A 23,450-nucleotide genomic window follows, 5' to 3' on the forward strand; every position below is an offset into this window, starting at 1 on the left:
AATTCCTGATTTAAATTATACCATTTGTTTCGGCGGGCGGTAATTTCTATTCCAGAAAGCTTTCTTGGGGCAAAATACCTCCTGTGCCTTCTCGGTGACTCTGTGGTAAAAATGAACCAAAAATGAACCACAGAGTCACCGAGGTTACAGAAAGTGCTTAAATGTCATTTTTAACAAATCTTTACAAAACTTTTAGCTGCGACATTTTGCGACATTTTGCGACATTTTGCGACATGGGGTAATATGTCGCAAAAATTTTTTGCTGAGAGATAAGTCAGGGAAAGCATTGGTTGAAACCTTTGCCATACAAAGGGTGTATAGGTATCATAAGTGTAAATCTGGAAAAAATTTGCGCCTTTTTTTTTGCTAAATGTGAGGCAAAAATTTGCCGGATTTGTTGATTTTTTTAAAAAATAATGTCGAATGTCGAATAATGTCGCAGATTATGGCTATTGACAACTTAGATTTAACTTGTTTAACATTGAAGGTAATCAAATTAAATTTTAATCCTGAGTGACTTTAAACGTGGCATACTCAAAGGATTTGCCCTGAAATACTTACTGGCAGCATCTCCCAATGCTTATCTTCACAATATCCGTAATTATACGGAGGTTTATATCTTCGGTTTCACGGTTGATTAGTTGACAAACAACAAGAAATATTCCCGGATGTTTCTCTAATGTTTGGTGACAATCTATACAGATTATTGTTGCTGTAAATCCAATGATAAGCAGCGACCAAAAGTACCACAAGCAAAAGTAGCCATTGGTGGGAAGACCCGCGCATTTCGGGATTAGATTTTGGCTTTTAACCAGAAATATTTGCCGCAATGCTTCGCCCCTACTGAATTGTTAGGGCGAAGCATTGCGGGATTAAATTTTGGCTTTTAACCAGAAATATTTGCCGCAATGCTTCGCCCCTACTGAATCTTTAATTTTTTACTCTAATTCCGAACATGATTGACCAACTGCTTGACCAACGTTATAAAGTTTTGCAAATTCTCGGCGCCGGTGGTTTTGGCCGCACTTATATTGCCCAAGATATGAAACAACCCAGTAAGCCGAAATGCGTGATTAAACAACTTCTCCCCCAGGGAGTTGATGACCCTACTTTGTCCGATGCTTCGCGGGAAAATCGTTGGGGCTTGGCGCATAAATTTTTCGAAAAAGAAGCGGAAATTTTGGAAGTTCTGGGCAACCATGACCAGGTTCCCCGGTTACTGGCTTATTTTGAAGAAAACCAAGAATTCTACTTGGTGCAAGAGTTTATTGATGGCCTCACTTTGGGGTCTGAACTAATTCAAGGTCAACCTTGGTCGGAAAAACAAGTAATTGCTTTGCTGAAAAATGTTTTAACGGTTTTGGAGTTTGTCCACGGCAATAATGTGATTCACCGAGATATTAAACCGGATAATATTATTCGCCGCAAACTCGATAATAAATTAGTGTTGGTGGACTTTGGCGCGGTCAAGCAAGTGCGCGGTCAAATGGTGACAAATTCTGGGGCATTTGGTTGGACGGTTTGTATTGGTACTGAAGGATATCGCCCCCCAGAACAAGCGGCAGGGCGTCCCCGTTTGAATAGCGATCTTTATGCTTTGGGGATGATTGCGATTCAAGCATTAACGGGAATCAATGCTTTCGATCTGCGCTTGAATTATAGCGATTCAAATACCGATGAAATTCAATGGCAAGATAAAGTAACCAATGTTAGCCCGGGATTAATTGAGTTTTTAACCAAGATGTTGCGTCAAAACTGGCGCGATCGCTACGAAAGTGCCACCGCAGCCTTACAAGCACTGGAGTCTCTAACCGCGAGTCTCCCTGGAAATAACTATCAGCCCACCGTGGTTCCCACCGCAGTTGCTACTCAGTTGCCCGTGACCACCCATCGACCCGCACCTGTTGCAGGTACGGAAGTGGCACCCGCAGCACAGCCTACACCAAAACCTACACCACAACCCACACCACAAACCACACCACAAACCACACTAGCAAGCACACCAGCAACTACAGTATCTAAGACTGCTTCTAAGAATGCTTCAAAACCACTGCCCCTCAAGCCGATCGGTTTAGCAGTTGCCGGAATTTTGGCATTAGCTTTGGTGGGCGGTGGTGTGCGATCGCTCATGGGTTCTTCAGGAGATTCTAAGCTTGCGGTTTCTAATTCTCCGACTAACTCGGAGGTTCAGTCTGACGATGAATTAATCAGTTCGGGCGATCGCATTTTAATCCCCAACGAAGGCGTAGATAACAAAGAATTCGAGGAATTAAAAAAAGCTGGAGTGGACGCAATGGCGGCTAAAGACTATGCCAAAGCTAAAGAAAACTTTCAGCAAGCTCTTGGGATTAAGAAAAATGCCCCGGAAACTCTCATTTATCTGAATAATGCCAAGATTGGTGATGCTAAATCCTACAGGCTGCTGTTGTGCCGATTAAAGATGGTAAAGAGCCAGGGCGATCGCTAGAAATGTTGCGGGGATTTGCCCAAGCCCAAGAAGAAGTGAATAAAAACGGGGGCATTAATGGCGTACCGCTAAAACTGACGATCGTCAACGACTACGATGACAAAGATAAAGCCAAAATGCTGGCAGAAAAACTGGTCAAGGATTCTAACATTCTGGGGATCATGGGACACCATATCGGTTCGGTTAGTGAAGCGGTGGCGCCGATTTATCAACGAGAAAAATTAGTGTTAATTACCCCAATCAGTGTGAATGATGAAATCACCAATGACAAAACCCCCTATTTGTTCCGAACCAATCGAGCCAATATTGAAAAAGGGTCTAATGAATTAGTTCATTACATGGTGAACAATTGGCAGAGGCAAAAAGTAGCGATCTTTTCTAATGGAAAATTGGATTACATTAAAAAAATGAAAACTTCTTTTGAGGATGAATTGTTTAATAAAGGGGAGGTCGTTGGTGAGTTCGATTTATCCCTAGATGGTTTTAATGCCTATCAAAGCCTGAAAACCGCTAAAGAAAAAGGGGCAGAGGTAATTCTATTATTACCCAGCCTCGGAGATTTAAATAAAACCTGGGAACTCTTACGGGTAAAAAATGAATATCCTAACGAATTTGGTGACTTAAAAGTTTTAGGAGATATTGTCACTTTATATCGCCTGGAAACCTTAAAAAATGGACGCGATACCGAAGGTATGGTATTGGCAGTTTCCTGGCAATTCAATCCAGAAGCTGGGGGTTTTTCTCAGGATGCTGATACACTTTGGGGAGGGGGCGTTAACTGGGTTACAGCTATGTCTTATGATGCCGGTAAAGCATTTATTGCGGCGATGGAAAAAAGTGAGAATCCCACTCGTGAAAATATTCAACAGGAACTCAGTAATGACAGTTTTGTCACCGAGGGAGCTTCTGGACCAATCAAGTTTAAAGAGAATGATGTGACACCTCCTTCTTTACATATGGTCACTGTTAAGAAGCAAGCTTCGGTGGAAGAAAGTATTTCTAAAACAGGCTATGATTTTGTTCCAGCTAAATCAGCATCAGCGCAGGAAGCAGAAGTTCCCAATTATTAAAGCCCTCGTTTCTAGCAGTAGTTTTATTGTAGTTTTATTGTAGTTTTATTGTAGTTTTATTGTAGGTTCGGTTGAGGAACGAAACCCAACCTACGAAGGCTAATCGTGGCAGGGTTGGGTTTCATGCTTCAACCCAACCTACGAAAGCTGGGAACGAGGAAAATGACCGATTCCGCTCAAAAATCAACTGGGGATAATGTCGATGAATCTGGTATTAAGCTCTAAAAATTGCCGCCTGTTTTTTACCGGACAAGGCATTTCCCTGGTTGGACAGTGGATGACAAAAGTGGCTGCCGGTTGGTTGGTGTATCAGCTAACTCACTCTGCTTTTTTACTAGGTTTGGTGGCATTCACTGATGATATTGCTAGTTTACTTGTAGCCCCTTTTACGGGAGTGTTACTCGACCAATGGAACCGGCAACGGGTTTTAATTCTGACTCAGACTTTTGCGATGGTTCAGACTTTGGCCGTAGGGGTTTTCTGTTTGACAGGTCATATCGATATTTACGGGATGATTGCCCTGAGTTTGTGCCAAGGTTGTATTAAGGCTTTTGATCTGCCTGCCCGACAATTTTTTATTGCCGAAATTGTCGATAAAAAAACGGAAATTGGGGAGGCGATCGCGCTTAATTCGTTAATGATTAGTCTCGGTCGGTTACTCGGCCCTGCTTTAGGGGATGGGCGATCGTTAATTTGGGGATTGGCTTGTGTTTTTTGTTCGATGGATTTACTTATATGTTTGTGATTGCCGCCTTATTAATGATTAAAATATCTCCCGCTAAAAATACCCGTTCAACCCAAGTCGATCGCCCTTGGAAAAAATTGCAACAAGGATTCGCATATATAGTAAAATTTCCCGATATAGGCTTCATTCTCCTGTTACTAGGCTTAGTGAGTTTTATGGCCATGCCTTATACTTCTTTAACGCCCATATTTGCCAAAGAAATTTTGCAAGGCAATGCCGAAACTCTGGGTTTTATGCTATCCTTTGCTGGACTAGGTTCTTTAATCGGCAGCCTATATTTGCTGTTCAAAATTAAAATCTTCGGTTTAGAAAAAATTATTCCTCTATCCACCGGATTAGCTGGCATCAGTCTGATGGTATTTTCTCAATCAGAAAATGTTATAATATCCTTTATATCCTTGTACTTAGTCGGATTTGCCTTAAGTTTACAAGTTGCATCGAGCAATACCATATTACAAATTCTGTCACCCGATGATAAACGAGGCCGAATTATGAGTTTATTTGCCATTGCTTTTGTCGGCATGACCCCATTAGGAAATTTAATGAGTGGCTTTATGGCCGATCGCCTCGGTGTGGTGACAACTTTAACCATCAATGGTCTGATTTGTTTGATTGCCGCTGGCATATTTTCCCAGCAAATTCAACCGCTCCAGCGTTCTTTAAAACGTTTGGTAAATTGTGAACCTTAACCTTTAACCTAACCTTTATAAGCTTAAGTAAACTCTAACCACATAAACCCTGAAATAAAATTAATTATTAACCATGTTTACTGCAACAGAAAATTAACCCCAAGCGGCATCAAGCAAAACAGAAAAACTGATCCAGTCTCTCCAAGAAATGCACAAATTCTTGACAGCCACAGGATCAGAAGACCCCACCTTTAAAACCGTGGCGGGAAAATTGAGCAGCTTAAGTGCAACGCTCAAAGCTGGACAAATCAAATTTCAAATTGTCAGTCAATCTCCCCCCCTGGCTTATGCGGTTGCTAAACTGGTAGAATCGAGTGCCACCCTACCGGCACTTTATCAATTTCAAACTACAACTTTACCGGGTCAATCTCAACGCACCGAAATTCCCATCAAGGCAGTAGAATATGCTCGCACGGAGTTAGCTGCCCCCGAACCTGTTCTCTTGCAATTTACCGATCGCGATCGCGAAAAGCCGATTTCTCATCGTCTGTCCAAAAATGGTAAATTACTCATCGGTCGTCGTCCAGGCTGTCAAATTCAAATCCCCCAACAATACAGTTTTGCTTCGGGACATCATGCGGAAATTGTCCCGGTTCCGGGGGCGGATAATTCTTTCGGAAATTGGCAAATTTGTGACACCAGTACCAATGGCACTTACATCAACGGTCAAAAGATTTCGGGATGCCAAACTTTGCATCCAGACGATCGCATTACGTTAGGCTATCCCGAACCGACCGATCGCAGTGCGGAACTTATTTTTAAATTTGAATATAATATCGCCTCTCCCCAACCCCCTCATGGTTCTGCCGGAAATCAAACTTCGGATCCGAATGAGTCATTATATAAAGAACTGATTGACTGCGATATTCTCTGTTTGGTGATTAACCCCACTGTCCCCGTTTCCGATACAGAAAAACGGCTGATTTCGCGAGCAAATCAAGGGCGACTTTTCAAAACGATTGCAATTGTGGATGTTTCAGCGATCGCTCGCGAACCGGAACGAGTTAATCATAATATTGACGCCTTCAAGCAATGGCTAAAAAGCCAAAATTTGCAAGGGACTGTTGCCTTGCAGTTAATTCCTTTGCATCCTTTTTATCCCAGTCCCGAACCCATGACCGAACTGGCGCCAAATGTGCAGCAAGAGTGCGATCGGTTTCGCCAATTTTTAGAACAGTTGGCGATCGGGCAACGGGAGGAAATTCTGATGCAGCGGTTCAGCAAAAAAATCAAGGAACAAATTGCGATTATAGAACAAGCTTACGGCGAAAAAGAAGCAAACTTAAAAACCCGGATTGCGAAATCTATTGCCTTGCCTCCGGGAACCGATCTGGATGAGTTGGATCGACAAATTAGAAAAACCTTCAAACAAGTAGCAGAAAACAAAGAAAAATCATTCCGAGAAATTAGATTGGAACTGAATAAATCGAAATCAGAATTAGTGGATGGATTCAGTAAAGAAAGTTTACTGTATAAGATTAAACAGTTTACCGACGAACTGCAAGCCGTTGTCACCAAAGAAAAAGATCAGGTTTCCCTGTGTTTAAATTCTGAGAAAATGAGCAAGTCCCATACCATCTATACTCACATGAATCGTCTTTGTTACGGAGATATGAGTCAGTGGGCAAAAGATGAATGGCAACGAGTTTTTGGGACTTATGGCGATGGCGGTTTACAAGCAATTTTCCAACGTACTCATGCAGCCTTTGATTTTATTCCCGGTCTAGATTTACCCAGTGCATCTTTTGCCGCTAACCCAGAGTTTGACGTTTACAAATGCTTGCAATATTCTTTTGTGGAATTTGACAATCAGGTTTCTTTTCAAGACACCGCTTCGGGCAACAATTTGATGTTATGGGGATCGGCAGTTATGGGAATTGTTGGTTTGGCAATGGGACAACCCATTCTACTGATGACTCCTGGGATGGGTGTCCTGGGAAAACAGGTCGCCCAACAACAAAGCGAAACTGCCAAAATTGAACAAATTACCGAAAATTTACGCAAAGGCTTATGCCAACATTATCAATCTTTTGCGAAAAGTATTGCGGATAAGTTATCCCAGCAAATTAATTTGGCGATCGAAGCGGAAAAACGCCGATTTAAAACTTTAATGAAAACAACTAGCGATAAGGTTTGCGCCTACATGAATGACATGAAAAAAGGTTTGGATTATGCTGAAAAACAACATAAACAATTGCAGCAATAAAAAAGCCTGTTCATGGATATATGTAATAAAATATCTACTTAAATTAAGTCTTAAAATAAACCAGAGGTGTTAATGAATAAAAATACCGGACAACCCCAACCCAAAATAATGCTAAATATCAATAAATGTACTGACGATTATGGTCAGCTAATCAGCAAATTTAAAAATGCTCTATATGGTATTTTTTGATAGACCAGAATAAACTTTAGAAATATTAATGACAGGGAGGTTTCATCATGGGTCTTTTTGATTAAATCAGGGATGCCTGCCGTCACAGATTTGATAATGTTGCCAATGCCATTAAATCGAAGTTTAAAAGATAAGCGAACATAGACACATATAAAGGATAAACGAACATGAACACATCTGAAGGAGAAACAAACATGGACACAAACTACGGCAATTTTGACTCATTAAAAAATGAACTTAGGCTAAAAAATATGCCCACGGTGTCCCGGGATTCATATACCATTTCTGAAGATACCAATGGTGACGGACAAGTTGATTATGTTTACGATCGCGATAATCGATCAATTCCATATCATATTGCTGAAGATACCAATGGTGATGGAAAAATTGATAATGTTTACAATCACTACGATACCGATAAAGACGGGTATTATGAGATTGTAGTTGAAGCGTTTGATGAGAATAAAGATGGAAAATTTGATTACGCTTCTAAGAGTTACGATAGCAATGGTGATGGCCACCATGACACTGTAGAGTATGCCGATGGCAACCAAAGCGATAGTTACACCGATCAAACCATGCTTAGTAACGATATCGATAACGTCAGCTATGATCCAGATAACTACATAGGAAATAACGACGATAACTATGATTTTGATGACCAAATGACATATAACGATGATGGGTGTTACAACGCATAACATTCATGTTGCTAATTCAATATTATCAAGCAATAAAGTTATTGAATTAGCAAAGTTATGAGTTAAAACCAATATGACAATTGGTGCGTTACTGCGGCGCAAGTTAAGATTATTTGTGGTTAGCAAAAATTTCTGCGCCGCCTAACACACCCTACCAAAAAAAGGCGATCGCAGTTCTTGGGATAACAGAAACCGGGTTTCTACAGAAATCTCGGTTGGGATGCCAAAGTTATAATATAAACCCGGTTTCTCGGAGAAGGCGATCGCTTTTCAAGCCCAAATTAGCGGGGATTTAAACTATTTTAAACCAGGATATGTTTTGCTGGATACGGCGATTTCTAGTATTTGCGGTTTGGTAGAAGTAGACCAAGCAGAATGCGATCGCCTGAATGCCAGACCAAAACCAACAGTTACAAGACCATATTCAGGCGATCGGGGTGGGAATTGCCGCAGGGGCGATCTTGGCGTCGAGTTCCGGGTTAATGCTGGCAGAAAAAAAGACATTTCCTTGGCAAGCAAATCAGCGGTATTATTAAGTGCCGGTTGTGCCATAGCATTTTGGTTGGCGTTTTTCTTATACTTCCAAGTCCGCAGAAATGCCGCCAAAAATAAGAAGTAAAATAAACCGGGTTTTTTGAGTAAAAAGAAACCCGGTTTCTGTCCCATGAAAAAGAAACCCAGTTGCTTGAAAAAACCGGGTTTTTGAATCGTTTAAGCTGAAATAATCTTTTCAACGGGAATGGTCACATCAGGAAATGCCAGGGGCGAAATTTCCCCATCTTTTAAGGTCATTTTAAACCCATATTCTCGTTCACGGGGTTGGCGGTAAATAATTAATTCCCCAGTTTGTAGATTCACCAGCCAATATTCTGGGATGCCCGCTTCTGCATAAATGTGATATTTTACTGTTGCATCTTTTTCTAAACTGCTATTAGCATATTCGATTACCCAGAAGATATTTTCTGGATAAGGATGATGAGTCAGATACTCTCTCCCTAGGGGCTGGACAATAGTGATATCCGGTTCCGGTTCCGACCCGTTGGGCAGGGTGATAGGTTTGGCGTGGCGAACAAAAGCGCGGTAAGCGTCAGCTATGCCGTCAGGCTTATCGCCTAAAACTCTAGTCAAATAATTTCCTGCTTCTGAACTAAAGAAAGCATGAATTTCACCTTCGGGGGACATTTCAACTATTTCTCCTGCTAATAACTCCACGGGGCGATCGTCGAGTAACCCCGTTTTAATCATCAGGTGGTAGTCTTCTACACTCCACTTGACTGTTGACAGTACCATATTTCACCTCCATCAACCTTCACTTTAGTTTATCATTTACCTGCCAGATACCTGCCAGAGAAGAGTTAAAAAAATGGCGCGATCGCCTTTATTCCCATATCTCATACCAACCAGAAACCGGGTTTCTTAATTGTAGGGGCGATTCGCGAATCGACCGTACTCGGTACGAAGCATAAATTGTCGCAAAAACCCGGTTTCTTCTATGACCCATCTATCGGTCAAAAACTCAATAAAGTTGCTGATTTGTGAAAATAAATATCAGGATTTAAAAAATAAGTTTAAATACTATAACTTATTAGTTTATTTCATTCACAAAATTTAATATCAAATACAACTAATTTAATAGAATTAAATCATAAATAAAATGCTTTTATGCTAAAATAAAATAAATTGCCAATTATCGGAGGTAAAGCTCTATGGTAGCCGAACTAAAATCTCCAACCAAACCAGAAATTATCTATCCCGATAGTGACGGTCAACCTATGTCAGATAATACAGAACATTTCCAACTGATTGTCTTAATCAAAGAAAACTTAGAAATTTTGTTTTCTGCGGAGCAAAATGTATTTGTAGCGGGAGACTTATTATGGTATACCGTAGAAGGGGATAATCAGCTAAGACAAGCCCCAGATGTGATGGTGGCATTTGGGCGACCCAAAGGACGCCGAGGTTCTTATCAACAATGGCAAGAAGAAAATATTGCCCCGCAAGTAGTGTTTGAAATCTTATCTCCGGGAAATCGGCCATCGGAAATGGCGAAAAAATTCCAGTTTTACGATCGCTATGGAGTAGAAGAATACTACCTCTATGACCCCGATCGCTTGGATTTAACTGGCTGGTTGCGTCAAGGGGAAAAATTAGCCGTCATCGATCGCGTATCTGGGTGGGTTTCTCCCCGACTGGGAATTAAATTTGAATTAACTGAGTCAGGACTTGAGTTAATTCGCCCTGATGGACAAAAGTTTTTAACTTCTCAGGAATTAGCTGAACGGGCTGAAGCCGAAAGCCAGCGGGCTGAAGCCGAAAGCCAACGGGCTGAAAAAGCCGAAGAACGAGTTAAACTCTTAGAGGCACGATTGCGAGAATTAAACATTAATCCAGAGGATTTGTAACCGATTTACTCGCTGTTACTATGTTAGTTTTATCCTGACGAAAAAAAGTAGGGGCGCAATGCTTGCGCCCCTACGGAATTCATGCACATTTTTAATCAAATCTAATCACATTTAATCAGATAATCAGATAATCAGATAAATTTGCTTCAACCTTTGACACAAACCACTTGTTTCAAGGTTGCCACAATTTCCACTAAATCTGATTGATTTTCCATCACTTGCTCGATAGGTTTGTAAGCTCCAGGTATTTCATCCAGTACCCCTCGGTCTTTGCGACATTCAATGCCTTGAGTTTGTTCAATTAAATCCGCTTCAGTGAATTCTTTTTTCGCCTTATTTCTAGACATTAAACGACCGGCGCCGTGGCTGCAACTGCAATAACTATCAGCACAACCTTTGCCTTTGACGATGAAAGATTTGGCTCCCATTGAACCGGGAATAATCCCATAATCTTCTTCTCTAGCTCTCACGGCACCTTTGCGAGTCACATAGACTTGTTCGCCAAAATGAGTTTCTTTTTCAGCGTAATTGTGATGACAATTGACCAGTAATAACGGTTTAGTGGGTTTGCCTCCTGCGAGGTGTTTTTCCACAATTCGCATGAACCGATCCATCATTACATCGCGATTTTTGCGGGCATAGTTTTGTGCCCATTGTAAATCATGCCAATAGGCATCAAATTCGGGAGTTTGGGAGACAAAATAAGCCAGGTCTGGGTCAGGGAGGCGATCGCCTGCTAATCGGGCTAATTCTTTGGCGGTATCAATATGACATTGGGCCAACATATTGCCAATGTGCCGAGAACCGGAATGTAACATCAACCAAACTTGATTATCTGTATCTAAACAGACTTCAATAAAATGGTTGCCACCACCGAGGGAACCCAATTGTTTCATGGCTTTTCCTTCTAAGCGTTGGACTCCAGCATGAAGGTCTTTAAAATCCCGCCATCCCTGCCAATTACTTGCCGGTTTATCCACGTCCTTATTTTCATCAAAACCCAGAGGAATTGCTGCTTCAATATCCTGGCGAATTTTTTTCAATTTGCCTTCGAGTTTGTCTGCGAAAAATGGAGTTTTTACCGCACACATACCACAGTTATGAACGAATACCCCAGCAGTTAGAGCAAAGTTATGATATTCGGGAACGGTTAAACAGTAAACGTCTTGTTGTTCTTCTAGGGAAACAACCTCAACGACTTTGTGGTTGTACCCGTGTTCTTTTCGCCGATGGTTATGTAATCCAATGGGAGTTTTCACTTCATCTCCGCAGGTTTCACAGGTGTAGATCCGATTAGCAATTTCCTTGCTTTTTGCTCTTCCTTTTTCGCTGGTATTGTAGTCAATCAGATAATTTTTTCCCCGTTTTCCATTGTCAAAAACTTGGTATTCACCGGAATCATTCTGCTGAATTAAAGTGTAGCCATCCTGATATGTTTTGCTATAAAAAGGCATTAAGGATGTACCATTATTTAAATCTTTGGCTTCTCGATAACTGCCATCACGCAGCATAAATTGGTGGTCGGGAGTGCATAGGATTTCTGCACCGTTGTCGAGAACCACTTTGACTAATGGGGCATTGCGACGAGTCAAACGAGCGATCGCTTTTGCGGCCACAATTCGTCCTGTATTGGTACAGGAGTAAACCACAAACTCCCGCCCCCAGGAAGCTAACTCCGCCAGGGAATAAGATTTGCCGTCTGCGAGAGGAACTAATGTATCCCCAGTGAAACAACCAATATCGACCCCCACCGCAGCGGGAATAATCGCATCTTTGGTCGCCAGCACTGACCCTACTAAGGCCCCTTTGCCCAAATGAACATCGGGCATAAGCGCCACGTGCTTAAACACAAATGGCAACGAGGCCACATTTTTGGCCATTGCAGTTTCTTCCGAACCTAGTTCGTGATTTGCCCAAGATAAGACAGGTTTGGGCGTTGAGATTTTCAGTTGTTCGTAGGGCATAAGAATTATATTGCCAGTATGACTATTTATATACTACATTATGTAGTATGTTTTGTCGAGCGTTGCTCCCTAACCCCGTGTCAGCCAGTAGCCGCGCAAACCAACGGCATTCGCCCCTTCATAGTCGTCTTGGCGACTATCCCCGACGTGCCAAGCTTCCTGGGGCAGACAATTATGTTTTGCCAAAGCGGTGGCAAAGATTTTCGGGTCAGGTTTGGCAGCCCCCACTTCGGTGGAAATGGTGACGGATTGGAAAAAATGATTTAAATCGAGCGCTTTTAAGACCGCATATAGCCGCGAGTCAAAATTAGATAAAACACCGAGTTCAATGCCAGCACTTTGGCACCGTTCCAGGGTGGGCAGCACTTCGGGATAAAGTACCCACGGCTGGCTGGTGGCAAAGTAGGCGTAAAGTTCCGCAAAGAATTTACTAAAGTCGCGAAATTGGGATTGTACTCCGGCTTTTTGGAAGGTGTGGGAGGCGACCCTTTCCCACCATTCAAATTCTAACCGGGGAATTTCTCTGGGAGTGGCATGGGGAAAGGCTGCGGCTGGGGCTTGCCGAAAGCTTTCCCGGAAGGCTCGATCTAATAGGTTGGGGGCAACTTCTACGCCAAAAGATTGGGCAATTTCTGCATAAATTTGTCCGACTGTCCCCCGAATGCCGAAAAGCGTTCCTACGGCATCAAAAAAAATAACTTTTGGTTTGGGATTAGTCATGGTTATTTGTTGTTTGTTGTTTGTTGTTTGTTGGTGGTTGTTTGTTGGTGTTTGGTGGTTGGTGGTTGATGCTTGGGGAACGGGGAACGGGGAACGGTTATCAGGGAACGGGGAAAGTGAAAAGTTAAAAGTGAAAAGTTGTAGGGGCGAATGGCCAGAAAGCCCCTACAAAAGTCGTAGGGGCGTCCTTGCGAAGCATAATCCGTCAGGCTATATGGCCAGAAAGCCCGTACAAAAGAAGTATCACTATTCACTATTCACTATTGACTATTCACTCTTTCCTCTTTCCTGTTGTTGTTGGTTGTTGGTGGTTGGTTTATTAGAATTTTTGCTTTTGGACCGGCGTCGATCGCCCCAACCCCCCTGAAAACCGCCTGCTCCGCACCGCAGCATAGCTGCGAACGGCTTTTCAGCATTTTGCCACAGATTTATTGGTTATTTGTGGTTCGACTATTGCCCCAATAACGAATAACCAATAACCAGTAACAATTGAATTAACTAGAAAGCATTTCTCGCAGTGGTTGAGTGATCCAGTTAAACCCAACTTTAAGCTGATGGTCTAAGGTGGGGAGGCGATATAAATAGATGAGACGGCGGAGGATATGGGCCGCTGGGCCGTCGAGTTTGATTCCTAAGCCGGTGAGGGTGGCGTTGTCTAAACCCAATGTCATCATTTCCCCTAAATTTTGATACCGGAAGGGTAATAAAGGACGTTCGGTGAGAGAGGCCCAAATGTTCCAGGCAGCATAGTCCGCTTGCTGGATGGCAGCTTGGGCAGTGCTGGGAACCCGTTGCTCGCTGGCATCTTGACAGTCCGCTAAGTCTCCGAGGACAAAGATATCGGGATGGTCGATCGCCTGTAAGGTGGCAGTGGTGGTAATTTGACCCCGTTGATTTTGCTTCAGGGGCAGCGATCGCACCACGGGGGAAACTTCGGTGCCCACAGTCCAGAGGACGATATCCACCGGCAAGTTATCGATTTGTTCTTTATATATTAAGGAGATGCTATCCGCTTCGACGCGATCGACGGTGGTTTCTAAGTCAATCCAAATCCCCCGTTCTTTCAGCGATCGCATCGCCGCAGTCCGATTAAACTCCGAAGCCGATCGCAGAATACTATCCGAGGCTTCCACCAACCGAACTCGACCCCGTTCTCCCAGGCGATCGGCCAATTTACAGGCTAATTCAACCCCACTATAGCCACTCCCAACAATGGCAACGCGAATTTTATCGCAAACGGAGTTTTCTAACTCTCGGAGTTTTTCTTGCAGCCGATAAGCATCATTAATGGTGCGGAAGGGAATAGCATGGTCAGCACATCCCGGAACCCGATCCATTGGGGTTTCCCCACCGAGGGCTAAGACGAGGCGATCGCAACTGATATCCGGGCCATCGTTTAATTGCACTAGATGCGATTCTCGTTCCGAGACGCTTCGCGAACGCACATCAATATTTGTCACCGCACCTTGGACAAAGCGCACCGTTGTGTCCGCCAAAAGTTCAGAAAATGGTGGGGCAATTTCCCAACTTTGCAGTTCCCCGGTCAGCAATTCATACAACAAGGGCGAAAATAAAAAGCGATCGTTTTGCTCAACGAGAATAATTTCTGGTTTATCCGGTGAATTCCAAGGGAATTGGCTTAATCTTAGAGCAGTGTATAGACCGCCAAAGCCTCCACCGAGGATACAAATACGTTTTTGGCTCATGGTCAGCAGGAGTTAAGAAAAAAAATCATCTCTTCCAAGATAGCAGTGACACCGATTTAAATTTGTGGCGATCGCCATAAACAAGCATAAATAACACCATAAATAACATTTTCCATAAAAAAATGCAAAACGCCAAAATCATAGCGTTTTGCATTTTTTGTTTTACACTTTTAACTGTTGCTTCAGTATTGAGCCGTTTGATTATCAATGAATTTGAAATCAGGCAGAATTCTTGCCACCCTAAAAGACTTAATTAATGTTCCAAATTCTTGGCAGTTTTACGAGCTTCCAACCAAGGGGGAACTACCAACCAGGCAATCACAAGCAGCAAGGCTACTAGAGCGAATTTGCTTACCCAGGAGATTAATTGCTCCAAAGAAATAAGTTCGCCCACGAAAAAAGACAAACTCACCATAACACTTGCCCATATAGTTGCTCCGGCTGTGTTACATAACAAAAATTGGGGATAAGGCATTTGAGCGATGCCCGCCATCGGTCCGGCAAAGATACGCAATAGGGCAATAAATCTGCCCAAAAAAACAGCCCTGGCAGCATTTTGGCTAAACTGGTCTTTGACTTCTAGGAGTTGCGCTTCGGTAATGCGAAAAACTCGACCGAGAACTATGAGTAAGGGCCAGCCACCTTTTTTGCCAATCCAGTAGCCAACGTTATCTCCTAGCACTGCGCCAGCGATCGCACATCCCAGCACGAACCAGTAATTAAGTTCTCCGCTTCCCGCCAGAAAACCGCCTACCAGGGTGATGGTTTCACCTGGCAGGGGAATTCCGGCATTTTCCAGCATAATTCCCAGAAAAACTGTCCAGTAGCCGTATTGATGTGCTATTTCTTGTATGGTTTCTAGTGAAATTAACTCAGACGACATTCAACACAGCCTTTACAAACCTTTACTATTACCTCTTATATTGACGTAAATCGGGTCATAGTGTCAATTAAAATCATTAATTTCTGGATAAAAATAATTAACAACCTGTGATTATTTAAATTACATTTAAATAATCTGTAATTATTTGATGAAATGACAGACCAAGAGCCTGGTTTAAGGGAAATACTGAGTAGGATCGGGGAAAAGTTTCATCAGGTTTAACCCAGAGAATTGTGGCGGTCTGGAAAAACCAATCAAATCCAACCAAAATTTAACCAAAAAAATTTAACCAAAAAAATTTAACCCAAAAAAATTGAGCCAGAAAACAAGGTGCCATAGGCGCGACGAGTCCGGGTAGGTGCTAGAAACCCAGTTGCCTAGGTTTCTAGACCCCCAGCCGGAAAATTATTCCCGCATAATACCAAAATTAGGCATTCCCCAAGGAGGGATTGCCCAATGAAGGCAGACTGACACTGCCGCTACCCTCAGAAAAACTGGGTAAATCCAACCGTCCAGACTGGCGACGGGATCTAACCGCCAAACGATAGCTGACGCTTTGCAGTTCAGCATGGAGTTTTTGGTTTTCCCGTTGCAGCATTTCGACTTTCTCTTTGACAGGCGCCATGCGCTCGGCAAACTTCTGGCGATAAATATCCGGCAGTTGTTGGACGACTTGTTCCAGCATCCGAGAGCGATCGGTGAGTTCTTCTACAGACTGGCGCAATTCGACAATTTCGCGATCGCGACCGGCGATCTGCTCTTGGTAAAATTGCACTTGCTCTTCAACCCCTTGGAGTTGTTCCCGCAATCTTTTTACCTGAGCTTGGCAATCTTGATCGGCTTGCGGGTGGGGAATAATTTCACTTTTGCCCTTGACTAAGCGAAACAACTCCTGCGAGAGTTGTTGTACCAGTTGATCGCGCATTTGCAACTCTTGGTTTAAATGCGTGACCTCGGTTTGTAACGACTGTATCGTTGGTTTTTCTGTTTGGCTCACGATCCTTGCCCCAGTTCCAATCATTTCATAACAAAGAGCAATTCACGCTCTTCAAAGCGCGATCGCTCCATTGACTCTGCTGCTAATTTAGCATCACCTTAGCATCACCCGCAGCAATTGACATCCCAATTCCTCCCTTCAACCTCCACATCCGCAAATGTTGCGTTCTCCAGGCTTTCCCCCTGCCGATGCTTCGGGGCTTCCCATTCCCAGTATTCTGAAGCGATTTGATTAAGATTCACAATCCTTGCTCAAGTTAAATTCAGAAATGATGACCGAAATTGCCCGCTAATTGTTAAGAAATGTTAAGATAAAAGTTAAGACTGGAAGTAACCATAAAAAATCTAGTCGTCAGTGAATCTAGGCTTAAAATCTCCGCTTGTTAAGCATTTGCAAGGGCTAGACTACATAAACGATATTTTTTGGCCAAAAAATATCATCGAGAAAAATCAAGAAAACTCAAAAAAATTTACCTTGCTAATTTTTCCCAATCGCCATATAATGCCCAGCAAATAATCCTTGACTTATCCTAGCACAATAAACACCTATTTACACTTTTGGTACAAAATGTTAAAATCCTAATTAAGGATTATGTTTTAAGTATCAAAAAAATCTAGTAAAAAAGCTAGGGTTCTCAGCCATACAGACATATTGGTCTTGATCTGAGAAAATTGAGTGAAGCTGGCAAAGTGAGAAAGCTGGCAATCTGTCAAAATGTCAAATTTGTTGTATAGGGGCTATGCCAAAACGGGTGTCATTATGACCACAACAGCCACCAAAGAACTAAAAAGTGAGAGCATGGGACTGTTGCGGCAGTACCAAACCTCACCATGCACGAAAATTCGCAATCAGATTGTGCAACTGAATATTGGTCTGGTAAAAAGAGAAGTCTATCACTGGATCCATCAATGCTCAGAAAGCTATGAAGACTTACTGCAAGTGGGATGCTTGGGGTTGATTCGAGCGATTGAGCGGTTTGATATGTCCAAGGGAAGTGCCTTCAGTTCTTTTGCCATTCCCTACATTCGCGGTGAAATTCAACATTATCTAAGGGATAAGAGTCCCTCAGTCAGAATTCCTAGACATTGGCTGGCATTACAAAGTCAATCCAAGAAGGCGATCGCGCAACTACAACTGCAACTCAAGCGACAACCTACGGATGCCGAGATTGCCGAAAAACTAGAAATTCCTGTAGCTGAATGGCTGGAAATTAAACTTGCCTATCAGAATCAATCCCCGTTAAGTTTGGATGCTCCAGTCCAGAGTTATGATGAAGACCAAACCTCTTTAGGCGAAACGGTTCCCGATCATGGCTATCGGAGTTTTCAGTTAGCCCAAGAAGACCAAATTCGCCTACAACAGGCTCTCGCTCGTTTAGAAGAAGGCACGCGCAAGGTGTTAGAGTTTGTCTTTTTGCACGATCTGACTCAAAAAGAAACCGCAGAAAAGATGGGGATCAGTGCCGTCACCGTTTCTCGTCGGGTGAAAAAAGGATTAGCTTCTTTGAAGAACTTGATGGGGAGTTGAGGAATATTTGTAGAAAAGTTCTGAAAAGTAAACAATATCAGCGAGCAATATTCAGCAAGCAATATTCAGCAAGCAATATTCAGCGAAAAAAGCGGGTAGAAAATGAAGATTTTCTGACCCGCTTTGATTTTATGTGATTTTCTTTGATGCCTGCCGGATTTAGGTGAATCTAAGAAACCGGGTTTCGGCGACAATTTGTAGATTTGAACCACAACTTTGATTAAAAAACCCGGTTTCTGAATGCCGTGCCAGAGTGAAATTTCCGGCAAAAATTTATGCTGCGATCGCTTCATGCTGCCGACAAATCCCGCTCAGGGTTCGCTATTGTGGACTAAAACATTCGTCGGTAATTTGGCTTCGGTTAAATCGGCGCCTAACAATTCCGTATTCAAGAATGTAGCTTCTGTCAGGTCAGCCCCAGAAAGATGAGCAAAAGCAAAATTACTATTGGTTAAGTCTGCCCCTTGTAAGTTAGCATTAGCCAATTCTGCGTTGTTGAAGAAAGTTGCAGTGAGATTGGCATTTTCTAGGTTAGATCCGGATAAATCGGCTCCCTCTAAGTTCGCTTCTTTTAAGTTGGCTCCGCTTAAATTGGCTTCTCTTAAATCCGCCCCAATTAAATGAGCGCCTTGCAAGTCTGCGCCGCTTAAATCGCAGCCTCGACATAAATTAGTTTGTAAAAGCTGTTGAAGATGTTGAGGATTTTCGGCTCTAACTGGGGTAATGAAGGTTAAAGCAATCAAACAAGTTGCGGTATGAAGAATAATGGATTTCATTTGTCTCTCCCTCCGAGACTCTCTGTGTTTATTATCCAAAATTCATGGCGCGATCGCAGTGATACTTGTCACCGGAATAGGTGATTACTATCAAACAAAAAAGTGACCAGTATCACCGTTGATATTGATACCGATCGCTGACAATATTAGGAAGTTATAAATACTCAAACAATCTTTGATTTTCTTTACTTTTGCTAAAAAATAATTGAGTTTTGTAAAATTTCAGCTAAAGTGATAATTTACTATTATACCATGAGTTGATGTTTTTAACAAGCCTAAGATAAATTTGGCAGCAATTCTCATTTTGGAAATTTAACTGCTATTGGGGGGAATCTCTAGCTCAAGTCCCTGGAGCATGAAGGTGAGCAGGTGATCCCAGTTGTCGAAATACAGATACCGGGTTAAAGCCCGTAAATCATCAAAAAAGGTCTGGCGAGTCGGCAGATGGCCTCGCAGCCGTTTATATTTCTCGTCGAGCCGCTCCAGCAGCGTATGAAAGAGTAGGGACAAGATATTCAGAGTTGCCAGAAAGGCAGCCAGATGCTGTTTGCCATGGCCGAAGTTATGTTCGAGATGGTAGCCTTTGGTCTTGAGGGTATTGTTATTCTCGTTCTCAACCTTCCAACGAGTGCGACCGGCTTGAACAATCTCAGCTACGTTATCATCAGTAAGGGTGTAGCGGGTCACAAAGGCGTTATGGTAAATCACCTTTTGGTCAGGACGGCTGACAGTTACCTCACACCAGTTCACCAACAGCGCATCCGCCGCGTCTTTGAGGGGCAAGTCATTGAGATATCGGTAAGTCCAGGTTTCCTCAACTTTTCCCGTCCACCTTTTGCTGATGACTGTTGGTAGGTCAATCCCCTCAAGATGGTTATAAAGCGTAGTGTGGGAATCTGGGCGACAGACCAAGATAAAGTCCAACTGGTGGTCTAACAGTAGCTGACACAGGGGTTGGTGGCAGTACAAGTCATCGCCTAACACCGTTACCTTCAAGCGACTCAAGCTCGGACCATGCTGGTTCAACCACCGCTTCGCAGCGGCATTCTCACAGTCTTGTTTGTCATGACCGTCTTGGGGGCGGACAAACTCAGGGACTAACGGAATCACCTGAGTCTGCCCTGGACAGACGATGACTGGAGTGACCACGCTATGGAAGTGTTGAATGTCTCCTGACCTCAAGGTGCGTGTCGAGCAGCCAGGACAGTGGATTTGAGTTGAACTGAAGTATTCCGTCCCATCCATAGCAACCAACAGGGTGTCGGCCACAGACCGGAAGTCCTTCAACTGACCCTGTTCGTCCAACATCTGTAGGATTTCCTCGAATACGGGAAACAGCTCCTCCGCCACAACCCCGTCGAGCAAGTCCCGGATGTGGTTGTCGCAAGGAATCTTATGCACTCCAAACAGGCTTTGAGCATTGCTTTGACCCTTATTGCCTGCCATCTTGCGCTGGTAGGCCAGGAAGGACGGGGTTTGGGTGAAGAACACCCCTGCATGCGCTCAACGCAGCATCCTCCATTCCATAGCGGGTATTTTTACCTCGGCGCTTGTCCGGTAGCGACGACAAGCGCTCGCGAAAAGAACTCACTACAGTGTCAAACCAACCTGGCTTTTTCAAGGGCTCTGGCTCTCTTGGGTTTTGCAGATATCATTACCATACAGGTCTCAAGGGGACTTGAACAGTTTTTTGCCAAAATGAGAATTGCTGTAAATTTGGCGATAAATAGCGATAAATTGGGCGGGCGATCGCCGGAAAAATCGAGTAAATTACCAATACAGGATGATCGCTCAGTTGCTCCACCAAGCGATCGCCCCCGACTGAATCTCTTAAGGTTTATTATGAATCTACAATCATCCTTTATACCGTTTCCAATTAACAATGCAACAGTAAAGAGTAATGCTTGCGCCCTTGCGCGGGGCAACCACGGGGGGGGATTGCCCCTAATTACGCCCAAATTAACCTAGTAACTGTAGCCAGAATTTTTCAAATTGGTATTATTTTGCTAAATTAGTCCCAAGGGAAGTCAGCGAATCCCACGGATCAACTCGCATCTTGTTCCATATTTTTCATATAAATGTCCGTGGCTTCTTGAACAACTGCTTTCAGTTCATCCGGCGAAAAAGGCTTCATAATACATCTGAATACAACATTCTGCCGATTGCTATCCTCCTCATCCATGTCTCCTTCACTGTATCCAGTCAGGAGAATGCACTTGGTATTGGGGAATCGCTCTGTTGTTTTGTCAAACAATTGCGTGCCAGTCATTTCCGGCATACTCTGATCGGAAATCATCACCGCCATTTCCCCTTCCTGGTCTAAAATGTCCAGAGCCTCAATGGGGTCTGATGCTTTATAAACTTTAAACTCACGTCGAAACGTCCTGTAGAGCAAATCCAGGTTATCTCTTTCGTCATCGACTATCATCAGTTTGAATTTTTCGGGCATGGTTTACCTCTTGCCAGTGTTTGATCTTATCTGATAGTTGCTTTCCATTTTATGCGGCTTAGGCAAAGGGTTCATAGAGCATAAAGTATTTTTCACCATTAACTCCTGGCAATTGTTTGCCTGATGCTTAGTCAACACAGGAGTCTATCCCATAGAAATCAATTTATCATCGATTACCAGTCCAGCCACATCAAAGGATCAATTACCTGGGATCAAAAGCCAGCACCCTCGCAGATTGGATGAAGATTATATGATGATTCTATGTTAATCAACAATATCAACTTGGTAATATATCATGCTTTTAGCCGCAATCCAGGTTTGTTTATCTTGGGCAATCCGATCGATTGGCCAAGATTCCTGGGGAGGCGACGTAGCGGATCCAGATGCAGGCGATCGCCCATCTCCAGAGGCTTAAGAAACTTTTAATTCTTCATTTGTAATTGCCAATTACAGCTAATTTAGTCAAAATCCTTGCGGATCCTGACAAAAATAGTATTTTTAGCTACAAAAAAATCACAATTCATCGCGATACTAGGGTACGATGCGGGTAAAACAGTAAACAACTACCCAAAGCGAGAGGAGTTAAGAGCTTGAAAAAGGTAGAAGCGATTATTAGGCCATTCAAACTCGATGAAGTCAAAATCGCTCTGGTCAACGCCGGGATTGTCGGGATGACCGTTTCGGAAGTCCGAGGGTTTGGACGGCAAAAAGGACAGACTGAGCGTTATCGAGGTTCCGAGTACACCGTTGAGTTTTTACAGAAACTCAAAGTGGAAATTGTGATTGAAGACAATCAAGTAGATACGGTGGTTGAGAAGATTATTGCGGCAGCCCGTACTGGCGAAATCGGCGACGGCAAAATTTTCATCAGCCCTGTAGAAAAGATTGTCCGTATTCGTACCGGAGAAAAAGATCTGGAAGCGATTTAGGCAATCAGGTAATCTTCAACCCATCTTGATTCGGGGGATTTGCTTTCGGCAGATCCCCCGAATCTCTTTTTGATCTCTTCTTAATTTCTTGATTTCTAGGTCGGTGGAAGTAACTGGAGTTGCGGCAGCAGGAGTTGGAAGGCTTGACCGCGATGGCTGTGGTGTCGCTTTTCGGCAGTGGTCATTTCCGCAAAGGTCATTCCCGCAGTGGGACAGTAGAAAATGGGATCGTAACCAAAGCCGTTGGTGCCACGGGGTGAGTACAAAATTTCTCCGGGACAAGTTCCTTCGACTTGGACGGCAATGGAACCATCGGGACGAGCGATCGCGATCGCGCAGACAAATTGGGCTTGGCGATTGGTTTCCTCGCCCAACTCCCGCAACAATCGCTCGATGCGATCGCGGTCATCTTGACCATAGCGGGCAGAATAGACCCCAGGGGCGCCCCCCAACGCGGCCACTTCTAACCCCGAATCATCGGCGATCGCCCACTGTCCCGTTGCTTTCGCCACTGCGGACGCCTTCAGTTCAGCGTTGGCCATAAAAGTTGCCCCGGTTTCTTCAATATCCAACTCTGGAGGCTTTAACTGTAACTGCCAATCCACATCCCCCAAATATTCCTGCATTTCCCGAAGTTTACCGGGATTGCCCGTCGCCACAACCAGAATAGTCATAAGATTTTTATAGTTGTTTGTTGTTGGTTGGTTGTTGTTTGTTGTTGGTTGTTGGTTGGGGAACGGGGAACAGTTATCGGGGAACGGGGAAATTTATAAGTGAAAAGTTAAAAGTGAAAAGTTGAAAGTGAAAAGTTAAAAGTGAAAAGTTAAAAGTGAAAAGTCGTAGGGGCGAATGGCCATAAGGCCTGACGGATTATGCTTCGCAAGGACGCCCGTACAAAAGAAGTATCACTATTCACTATTCACTATTCACTATTCACTGTTCCCTATTCCCTATTCCCTATTCCCTATTCCCTATTCCCTATTCCCTATTCCCTATTCCCTATTCCCTGTTCCCTGTTCCCTGTTCTCTG

The 23,450-nt window shown here is 43.4% G+C and carries 19 protein-coding genes and 1 pseudogene; 10 read left to right on the top strand and 10 right to left on the bottom strand.

The annotated features are described in order from the left end of the window. Nucleotides 1-955 precede the first annotated feature (955 nt). From ABWT76_RS05420 to ABWT76_RS05450, 7 genes are all read left to right on the top strand, one after another. Nucleotides 956-2,467: a serine/threonine-protein kinase gene (locus ABWT76_RS05420; protein ID WP_354635767.1), complete on the top strand. Its 1,512-nt coding sequence runs from the start codon at nucleotides 956-958 to the stop codon at nucleotides 2,465-2,467. Then, nucleotides 2,428-3,537: an ABC transporter substrate-binding protein gene (locus ABWT76_RS05425; RefSeq protein ID WP_354635768.1), complete on the top strand. Its 1,110-nt coding sequence runs from the start codon at nucleotides 2,428-2,430 to the stop codon at nucleotides 3,535-3,537. Before ABWT76_RS05420 ends, ABWT76_RS05425 begins: the two co-directional genes overlap by 40 nt. A 202-nt stretch (nucleotides 3,538-3,739) precedes the next feature. Then, the gene (locus ABWT76_RS05430; protein WP_354635769.1) at nucleotides 3,740-4,282 is read left to right on the top strand and encodes an MFS transporter; all 543 of its coding nucleotides are present in this window, start codon (nucleotides 3,740-3,742) and stop codon (nucleotides 4,280-4,282) included. Further along, on the top strand, nucleotides 4,252-4,971 hold the full coding sequence (locus tag ABWT76_RS05435; protein WP_231636775.1) for an MFS transporter: 720 nt from the start codon (nucleotides 4,252-4,254) through the stop codon (nucleotides 4,969-4,971). The genes ABWT76_RS05430 and ABWT76_RS05435 overlap by 31 nt, the downstream gene beginning before the upstream one ends. Nucleotides 4,972-5,119: 148 nt before the next feature. After that, a complete protein-coding gene (locus ABWT76_RS05440; protein WP_354635770.1) occupies nucleotides 5,120-7,177 on the top strand; it encodes an FHA domain-containing protein in 2,058 nt (685 codons plus the stop codon). 356 nt (nucleotides 7,178-7,533) lie between these two features. Next, entirely contained in the window at nucleotides 7,534-8,067 is a 534-nt protein-coding gene (locus ABWT76_RS05445; RefSeq protein WP_190879763.1) for a hypothetical protein, read from the top strand. Between the two features lie 389 nt (nucleotides 8,068-8,456). After that, nucleotides 8,457-8,603: a hypothetical protein gene (locus tag ABWT76_RS05450; RefSeq protein ID WP_156331727.1), complete on the top strand. Its 147-nt coding sequence runs from the start codon at nucleotides 8,457-8,459 to the stop codon at nucleotides 8,601-8,603. 175 nt (nucleotides 8,604-8,778) lie between these two features. Here the strand turns inward: ABWT76_RS05450 and ABWT76_RS05455 are convergent, their stop codons facing one another. Continuing rightward, a complete protein-coding gene (locus ABWT76_RS05455; RefSeq protein WP_054466456.1) occupies nucleotides 8,779-9,357 on the bottom strand; it encodes a Uma2 family endonuclease in 579 nt (192 codons plus the stop codon). A gap of 416 nt (nucleotides 9,358-9,773) precedes the next feature. Between ABWT76_RS05455 and ABWT76_RS05460 the strand changes: the two genes are divergently transcribed. Beyond that, entirely contained in the window at nucleotides 9,774-10,469 is a 696-nt protein-coding gene (locus ABWT76_RS05460; protein ID WP_354635772.1) for a Uma2 family endonuclease, read from the top strand. Nucleotides 10,470-10,615: 146 nt separating this feature from the next. Here ABWT76_RS05460 and ABWT76_RS05465 read toward each other — a convergent pair whose 3' ends face one another. The 5 genes from ABWT76_RS05465 to ABWT76_RS05490 all read right to left on the bottom strand — a co-directional run bounded on the left by ABWT76_RS05465 (nucleotide 10,616) and on the right by ABWT76_RS05490 (nucleotide 16,739). Continuing rightward, nucleotides 10,616-12,433, bottom strand: a complete 1,818-nt coding sequence (locus ABWT76_RS05465; protein WP_375341520.1) for an RtcB family protein — start codon at nucleotides 12,431-12,433, stop codon at nucleotides 10,616-10,618. 69 nt (nucleotides 12,434-12,502) lie between these two features. Then, on the bottom strand, nucleotides 12,503-13,153 hold the full coding sequence (locus ABWT76_RS05475) for an HAD family hydrolase (RefSeq protein WP_354635773.1): 651 nt from the start codon (nucleotides 13,151-13,153) through the stop codon (nucleotides 12,503-12,505). 494 nt (nucleotides 13,154-13,647) lie between these two features. Continuing rightward, nucleotides 13,648-14,865, bottom strand: coding sequence for an NAD(P)/FAD-dependent oxidoreductase (locus ABWT76_RS05480; RefSeq protein ID WP_054466451.1), 1,218 nt, complete (start codon nucleotides 14,863-14,865; stop codon nucleotides 13,648-13,650). Between the two features lie 247 nt (nucleotides 14,866-15,112). Next, a complete protein-coding gene (locus tag ABWT76_RS05485) occupies nucleotides 15,113-15,742 on the bottom strand; it encodes a DedA family protein (protein WP_054466450.1) in 630 nt (209 codons plus the stop codon). A 427-nt stretch (nucleotides 15,743-16,169) separates the two neighbouring features. Further along, nucleotides 16,170-16,739, bottom strand: coding sequence for an Npun_F5560 family protein (locus tag ABWT76_RS05490; RefSeq protein WP_190879766.1), 570 nt, complete (start codon nucleotides 16,737-16,739; stop codon nucleotides 16,170-16,172). 759 nt (nucleotides 16,740-17,498) lie between these two features. On the opposite strand from ABWT76_RS05490, the gene ABWT76_RS05495 reads away from it, so the two are divergent. Further along, entirely contained in the window at nucleotides 17,499-18,266 is a 768-nt protein-coding gene (locus tag ABWT76_RS05495; protein WP_054466537.1) for an RNA polymerase sigma factor SigF, read from the top strand. A gap of 311 nt (nucleotides 18,267-18,577) precedes the next feature. On the opposite strand, the gene ABWT76_RS05500 is transcribed toward ABWT76_RS05495, so the two are convergent. The 3 genes and pseudogenes from ABWT76_RS05500 to ABWT76_RS05510 form a co-directional block, all read right to left on the bottom strand. After that, entirely contained in the window at nucleotides 18,578-19,042 is a 465-nt protein-coding gene (locus tag ABWT76_RS05500; RefSeq protein WP_054466448.1) for a pentapeptide repeat-containing protein, read from the bottom strand. Between the two features lie 312 nt (nucleotides 19,043-19,354). Further along, nucleotides 19,355-20,663 (bottom strand): annotated as a pseudogene (locus ABWT76_RS05505) (ISNCY family transposase). Between the two features lie 423 nt (nucleotides 20,664-21,086). Beyond that, complete coding sequence (locus ABWT76_RS05510; RefSeq protein WP_054465827.1) at nucleotides 21,087-21,491, bottom strand: response regulator; 405 nt, start codon at nucleotides 21,489-21,491, stop codon at nucleotides 21,087-21,089. Nucleotides 21,492-22,081: 590 nt separating this feature from the next. On the opposite strand from ABWT76_RS05510, the gene ABWT76_RS05515 reads away from it, so the two are divergent. Next, nucleotides 22,082-22,420, top strand: coding sequence for a P-II family nitrogen regulator (locus ABWT76_RS05515; RefSeq protein ID WP_054465828.1), 339 nt, complete (start codon nucleotides 22,082-22,084; stop codon nucleotides 22,418-22,420). A 95-nt stretch (nucleotides 22,421-22,515) separates the two neighbouring features. On the opposite strand, the gene rdgB is transcribed toward ABWT76_RS05515, so the two are convergent. Beyond that, nucleotides 22,516-23,094 (bottom strand): RdgB/HAM1 family non-canonical purine NTP pyrophosphatase, encoded by a 579-nt coding sequence (gene rdgB / locus ABWT76_RS05520; protein WP_054465829.1) that lies wholly within the window; start codon nucleotides 23,092-23,094, stop codon nucleotides 22,516-22,518. Nucleotides 23,095-23,450 lie beyond the last annotated feature (356 nt).

Origin of the sequence: Planktothricoides raciborskii GIHE-MW2 (genome assembly GCF_040564635.1) — a bacterium.
In the GTDB taxonomy this organism is placed as follows: Bacteria; Cyanobacteriota; Cyanobacteriia; order Cyanobacteriales; family Laspinemataceae; genus Planktothricoides; species Planktothricoides raciborskii.

Excerpts from the sequence above, each read along its gene's own strand:
- ABWT76_RS05475 (WP_354635773.1), bottom strand. The coding sequence starts at position 13,153 with ATGACTAATCCCAAACCAAAAGTTATTTTTTTTGATGCCGTAGGAACG.
- ABWT76_RS05430 (WP_354635769.1), top strand. The coding sequence starts at position 3,740 with ATGAATCTGGTATTAAGCTCTAAAAATTGCCGCCTGTTTTTTACCGGA.
- ABWT76_RS05500 (WP_054466448.1), bottom strand. The coding sequence starts at position 19,042 with ATGAAATCCATTATTCTTCATACCGCAACTTGTTTGATTGCTTTAACC.
- ABWT76_RS05455 (WP_054466456.1), bottom strand. The coding sequence starts at position 9,357 with ATGGTACTGTCAACAGTCAAGTGGAGTGTAGAAGACTACCACCTGATG.
- ABWT76_RS05465 (WP_375341520.1), bottom strand. The coding sequence starts at position 12,433 with ATGCCCTACGAACAACTGAAAATCTCAACGCCCAAACCTGTCTTATCT.
- ABWT76_RS05445 (WP_190879763.1), top strand. The coding sequence starts at position 7,534 with ATGAACACATCTGAAGGAGAAACAAACATGGACACAAACTACGGCAAT.
- ABWT76_RS05485 (WP_054466450.1), bottom strand. The coding sequence starts at position 15,742 with ATGTCGTCTGAGTTAATTTCACTAGAAACCATACAAGAAATAGCACAT.
- ABWT76_RS05460 (WP_354635772.1), top strand. The coding sequence starts at position 9,774 with ATGGTAGCCGAACTAAAATCTCCAACCAAACCAGAAATTATCTATCCC.
- rdgB (WP_054465829.1), bottom strand. The coding sequence starts at position 23,094 with ATGACTATTCTGGTTGTGGCGACGGGCAATCCCGGTAAACTTCGGGAA.
- ABWT76_RS05495 (WP_054466537.1), top strand. The coding sequence starts at position 17,499 with ATGACCACAACAGCCACCAAAGAACTAAAAAGTGAGAGCATGGGACTG.
- ABWT76_RS05440 (WP_354635770.1), top strand. The coding sequence starts at position 5,120 with ATGCACAAATTCTTGACAGCCACAGGATCAGAAGACCCCACCTTTAAA.
- ABWT76_RS05510 (WP_054465827.1), bottom strand. The coding sequence starts at position 21,491 with ATGCCCGAAAAATTCAAACTGATGATAGTCGATGACGAAAGAGATAAC.
- ABWT76_RS05450 (WP_156331727.1), top strand. The coding sequence starts at position 8,457 with ATGCCAGACCAAAACCAACAGTTACAAGACCATATTCAGGCGATCGGG.
- ABWT76_RS05420 (WP_354635767.1), top strand. The coding sequence starts at position 956 with ATGATTGACCAACTGCTTGACCAACGTTATAAAGTTTTGCAAATTCTC.